The sequence below is a fragment of the Streptomyces sp. P5F9 genome (assembly GCF_057961495.1).
This window is the reverse complement of record NZ_JBXVPZ010000588.1, coordinates 1-5,169: the sequence shown is the minus strand read 5'-3', so window position 1 is coordinate 5,169 and position 5,169 is coordinate 1. Positions and strand designations below refer to the sequence as shown.

6 protein-coding genes are annotated in these 5,169 nt (G+C 69.1%); 5 read left to right on the top strand and 1 reads right to left on the bottom strand.

Annotated features, from left to right (window positions below; genetic code table 11):
• Positions 1-130 precede the first annotated feature (130 nt).
• On the top strand, positions 131-1,123 hold the full coding sequence (hemB, locus tag AC31A1_RS46245) for a porphobilinogen synthase (protein WP_489659071.1): 993 nt from the start codon (positions 131-133) through the stop codon (positions 1,121-1,123).
• Positions 1,124-1,380: 257 nt separating this feature from the next.
• Positions 1,381-1,755: a DUF805 domain-containing protein gene (locus AC31A1_RS46240; RefSeq protein WP_489659070.1), complete on the top strand. Its 375-nt coding sequence runs from the start codon at positions 1,381-1,383 to the stop codon at positions 1,753-1,755.
• Between the two features lie 22 nt (positions 1,756-1,777).
• Here AC31A1_RS46240 and AC31A1_RS46235 read toward each other — a convergent pair whose 3' ends face one another.
• Positions 1,778-1,945: a hypothetical protein gene (locus AC31A1_RS46235; protein ID WP_489659069.1), complete on the bottom strand. Its 168-nt coding sequence runs from the start codon at positions 1,943-1,945 to the stop codon at positions 1,778-1,780.
• 272 nt (positions 1,946-2,217) lie between these two features.
• Here AC31A1_RS46235 and AC31A1_RS46230 point away from each other — a divergent pair, with 272 nt between their 5' ends.
• From AC31A1_RS46230 to AC31A1_RS46220, 3 genes are all read left to right on the top strand, one after another.
• On the top strand, positions 2,218-3,120 hold the full coding sequence (locus AC31A1_RS46230; protein ID WP_489659068.1) for an SAM-dependent methyltransferase: 903 nt from the start codon (positions 2,218-2,220) through the stop codon (positions 3,118-3,120).
• Between the two features lie 102 nt (positions 3,121-3,222).
• Positions 3,223-4,446 (top strand): aminotransferase-like domain-containing protein, encoded by a 1,224-nt coding sequence (locus tag AC31A1_RS46225; RefSeq protein WP_489659067.1) that lies wholly within the window; start codon positions 3,223-3,225, stop codon positions 4,444-4,446.
• 128 nt (positions 4,447-4,574) lie between these two features.
• On the top strand, positions 4,575-5,135 hold the full coding sequence (locus AC31A1_RS46220) for an FHA domain-containing protein (protein ID WP_489659066.1): 561 nt from the start codon (positions 4,575-4,577) through the stop codon (positions 5,133-5,135).
• The last annotated feature ends 34 nt before the right edge of the window (positions 5,136-5,169 follow it).

Below are 5,169 nucleotides of genomic sequence, written 5' to 3'. Positions count from 1 at the left end.
GGCCGGGGCGGCGGGGTGACGTCCGGTGGCGGGCCTCGTCCCCGAACGCCGGACAGGCTGGTTCCACGCACCCTGATCACCGACTCACCGTCGGCAAAGGTGCCCCTGAGGCGGGCGTAGCGTAGATGGCATGACGACGTACGGATCCTTTCCCGGCTCTCGGCCCCGGCGGCTTCGGACCAGCCCCGTCATGCGGCGGATGGTCGCCGAGACGCGGTTGCACCCCGCTGACTTCATCCTTCCGGCGTTTGTGCGGGAGGGCGTCAGTGAGCCGGTGCCGATCGGGGCGATGCCCGGGGTGGTGCAGCACACTCGGGACAGTTTGAAGAAGGCTGCCGCTGAAGCCGTCGCGGCCGGGATTTCCGGGATCATGCTGTTCGGGGTGCCTGAGGAGTCCAAGAAGGATGCCCTGGGGACGCCTGGGACCGATCCTGACGGGATTCTCCAGGTCGCGTTGCGGGATGTGCGGGCCGAGGTCGGGGACGAGTTGCTCGTCATGTCCGATCTGTGTCTGGACGAGACCACCGACCACGGGCACTGCGGCGTGCTCGACGAGTTCGGGCGCGTCGACAATGACGCGACCCTTGAGCGGTATGCCGAGATGGCTCAGGTGCAGGCCGATGCCGGGGCCCATGTCGTCGGGCCCAGCGGGATGATGGACGGGCAGATCGGGGTCGTACGGGACGCGCTCGACCAGATCGGGCGGGAGGATGTCGCCATCCTCGCCTACACCGTCAAGTACGCGTCCGCGTTCTTCGGGCCGTTCCGTGAGGCCGTGGGTTCCTCGCTCAAGGGGGACCGCAAGACGTACCAGCAGGACCCGGCCAACGCACGGGAGTCCATGCGGGAGTTGGCGCTCGACCTGGAGGAGGGTGCCGACATGGTGATGGTCAAGCCGGCGGGGCCCTACCTCGACATCCTGGCCAAGGTCGCCGAGGTCTCGGACGTGCCCGTCGCCGCCTATCAGATCTCCGGCGAGTACTCGATGATCGAGGCCGCCGCCGAGAAGGGCTGGATCGACCGGGACAAGGCGATCTTCGAGGCGCTCACCGGGATCAAGCGGGCCGGGGCGCAGAACATCCTCACGTACTGGGCGGTGGAGGCGGCGCAGAAGCTGCGCTGACCCGACCGTCGAACGCCCGCTGCACATCAGTCAATTGGCAACGCTTGGAGGTCGTTCCGGCGTCGGGGTGATCTCGGTTGGGCGGCGGGAGCATGTCCTGGCGTGAAATCGACGGCCGTTGTGGGTGGGTGTGACCCCAAATAAGGTTCGGTGTCCCGCACTTATGCGGATTTGACGCGTCCGCATCACTGTCCTTACCTTCTGCGCCTGGCCTGATCCGTTCTGGATGGTCCGAACGTCGATCCCTGGGGGACACCATGAGCTATTTCATCGAGGCGCTGAAGAAGTACGCGGTATTCAGCGGGCGCGCGCGCCGCAAGGAGTACTGGATGTACGCGCTGTTCGTCGGGATCATCTACGTCGTGCTGGCCGCCATCGCCGTCGGCACCAAGGCTCCGGCCCTCTTCGCCGTCCTGGGCATCTTCTACGTCGGGATCCTGCTGCCCAGCCTGGCTGTCGGCGTCCGCCGACTGCACGACACGGGCCGCTCCGGCTGGTGGCTGCTTTTCGGTATCGTGCCGCTCGCCGGCCCCATCACCCTGCTGGTCTTCGCCTGCTCGGACAGCCAGCCGGGCGCCAACCAGTACGGCCCGAACCCGAAGGAAGTCGGCGGGATCCCGGTCCACGCCTGATCGCACCCGCCACGAGTGCCCGTCAGGGCGTGGACCCCGTCGACATCGACGACGTGGGGCTCACGCCGGACGGGCCTTCGTCGCGTACGCCCATGCCGTCCTTGCACCCCGAGAGCAGCAGCAGTGCGGCGAACACGGCCGCCGTGACGGCCAGGACGCGGATACGGATGCGGGTGGTGCGGGCCGGCATGGGTTCCCCCTGTGGAAGCGAAGCGTCATCGGGTGCAGCTTGATCGGTCGTGCGGGCCCCGGTCTACGGCTGCTGCCGGATTCGGGACGCCGGGACCGTCCCGGCCGTTTTGACCTGCGGGGATGTCGGCGACGTCGGGCACGTTGTGGGACGCGGAGAAGGGCACGGGCGCCCGTCCCCCGGTGTGGGCACCATCAAGTCCCGGCGGGAGTTAGGTTGTTGACCACTGCTCTGGTTGTCCGTTGAATGACCCACTCTCCTGGGAGACGCGCATGCCCGGTGACGCCCTCAGCCAAGACCCCGCCGAGCTGAGAAGGAGGATCGACACCACCAAGGCCCACCCGGCCCGCGTCTACGACGTCTTCCTCGGCGGCAAGGACAACTACCCCGTCGACCGCGAGGCCGCCGCCGCCGCGCTCGCCGCCAACCCGCGCGGGTATCTCGACGTACGGCACAACCGGGACTTCATGCGCCGTGCCGTGACCCGGCTGTCGCAGGAGCACGGGGTGCGCCAGTTCCTCGACATCGGCACCGGGCTGCCCACCGCGGAGAACGTGCACCAGATCGCCCAGGGCGTCGAGCCCGAGTCGCGGATCGTCTACGTCGACAACGACCCGGTGGTCCTCGCGCACGCCCGCGCGCTGCTCACCAGCAGCCCCGAGGGCCGTACCGACTACATCGACGCCGACCTGCGCCGCCCGGCCGACATCCTCGAACAGGCCGCCAAGACCCTCGACTTCAACGAACCGATCGCCCTGATGCTGGTGGCGATCCTGCACTTCGTCGAGGACGAGGAGGCGTATCCGCTGGTGCGTGAGCTGGTGGATGTGCTGCCGTCCGGTAGTCACCTTGTGCTCAGTCATCTCACCGACGAGATGCATCCGATTCCGGCCCGCGCCGTCCAACGGACTTACACGGAACGGGGGTTCACCTTCGTGTTCCGGTCCAAGGACGAGGTCGAGCGGTTCTTCACCGAGACCCCGGGCGTCACCCTGGACGAGCCCGGTGTGGTCCCGGCGCACAAGTGGCACCCCGGGCCGGCGCCCGCGCCGCCGGTGGTGGAGCAGGCGTACTTCGAGAGCCTCGACGACATCGAGAAGATCACCTACCGGGACATCAACGACGTGACGGACGACGACATCAACGTGTACGGGGCCACGGGCAAGAAGGCCTGACGCCCTTGGCGACACCCATGGCACGGCCGCCCGCACGCACGTCTCCGTCCGGATCGCGGAAACCTGCTTGTAGGCGGCACGTACCTTTCTACGCTGTCCGGCATGACCGTCACTGAGCCCGTTCCCGTTCCCGTCCCCGCCTCCGCCCCCGCTGCCCTGCCGCCGCTCGCCGCGCGCGCCCGTGCGATCGGGGGGTCTCCGGTGCGGGACATCCTCGCCGTCACGGCCCGCCCCGAGGTGATCAACTTCGCGGGCGGGCTCCCGGCGCCCGAACTCTTCGACGCGACCGGTATCGCGGCCGCGTACCAGGCGGTGCTCGTCGAGACGCCCGCGCGGGCGCTCCAGTACGCGACGACCGAGGGTGAGCCGGTGCTCCGTAGCGCGCTCGCCGCGCGGAACTCGGCGCGCGGGCTGCCGACCGGTGCCGACGACCTCCTTGTCACCACCGGTTCGCAGCAGGCGTTGTCGCTGCTCGCGACCGCGCTGCTGGAGCCCGGGGACGTCGTCCTCGTCGAAAGTCCCTGTTATCTGGCGGCACTTCAGGTGTTCGCGTTCGCCGGTGCGCGGGTCGTCGCCGTGCCGGGGGACCGGGACGGGGTCGATCCCGAGGCGCTGGACGAACTCGTCGTGCGGGAGCGGCCCAAGCTGCTCTACACCGTGCCGACCTTCCAGAACCCCACCGGCCGCACCATGCCCGCCGACCGCCGGGCCGCCGTCGCCGCGGTCGCCGTGCGGCGCGGGCTGTGGATCGTGGAGGACGATCCGTACGGCGAACTCCGCTTCGAGGGCGAGCGGGTGCCGTGGATCGCGGCGCAGGAGGGCGCGGCGGACCGTACGGTGCTGCTCGGTTCCTTCTCCAAGGTGATGGCGCCGGGGCTGCGGCTCGGGTGGCTGCGCGCGCCGGCCGAACTGCTGCGGACCTGTGTCGTCGCCAAGCAGGCCGCCGATCTGCACACCCCGACCGTCAACCAGCTCGCCGCAGCGCGGTACTTGGCGGACAACGACCTGGACGCGCATGTGGCGCGGGTGGCCGGTGTGTACCGGGAGCGGCGGGACGCCATGCTCCGGGGTCTTGCCAACGCCCTTCCCGAGGAGTCCAGTTGGGAGCGTCCCGAGGGCGGCATGTTCCTGTGGGCGCGGCTTCCGGAGTCGTACGACACGACGGAACTGCTGCCGCGGGTGGTGCGGCAGGACGTGGCCTACGTGCCGGGGGCGCCCTTCTACGCGGGGGAGCCCGAGCGGTCGACGATGCGGCTGTGCTTCGTGACGCAGACGCCGGAGGAGATCCGGGAGGGGCTCAGGAGGCTGGGGGAGGCGTTGCGGTGAACCACCTTGGAAACGCGGCGAGTTGAACACACAGTTGACCATGTCGACCGCTAGGAATGCTTGATGGCGCAAGTATAGAGTCGATCGTCACAGCGCTGCTGATGTCATCACCCCTGGAAGGAAGTGTCATGGCACCGGTGCTCGTCGGACGTGAGGGTCCGCTGGCGGGAGAGCGCATCCCGATGGTCGACACCCGCGTCACCTTCGGACGCAACGCGGGGAACACGGTCGTCATCGCCAGCCCGAGCGTCTCGCGTTTCCACGCGGAGATCGTCTTCGACCAGGACGAGGGCTACGTCCTGCGCGACTGCGGCAGCAGCAACGGCACGCAGGTCAACGGGGAGGAGGTGGAGGCCCGCCTGCTCCAGCCCGGTGACGAGATCACCATCGGGGACCAGGAGTTCCGCTTCGAGGTCGCCGACGCCATGCAGACCCTGATGGCGCTCAACCTGCCCCGCTCCGTGACCCACCCGGAGGAGAGCGAGGAGCGGTCCCTGCTGCGGGTCACCGTCGTCGGCGGGGGTCCCGTCGGGCTGTCCACGGCCCTGCTGCTTGAGCACTTCCTCAGCGGCGCGTGGGACACCCTGACGATGGGCGGCGAGGAGGTCGACATCGACATCTTCTACGGCCGGGACTCGACGGCGGCGGCCGCGGCGGTGGAGGCGCTGGAGTCCGCGACGCAGCAGTGAGCCGCAGAGGGGCGGGGCCGGTGATTTCGTAGGG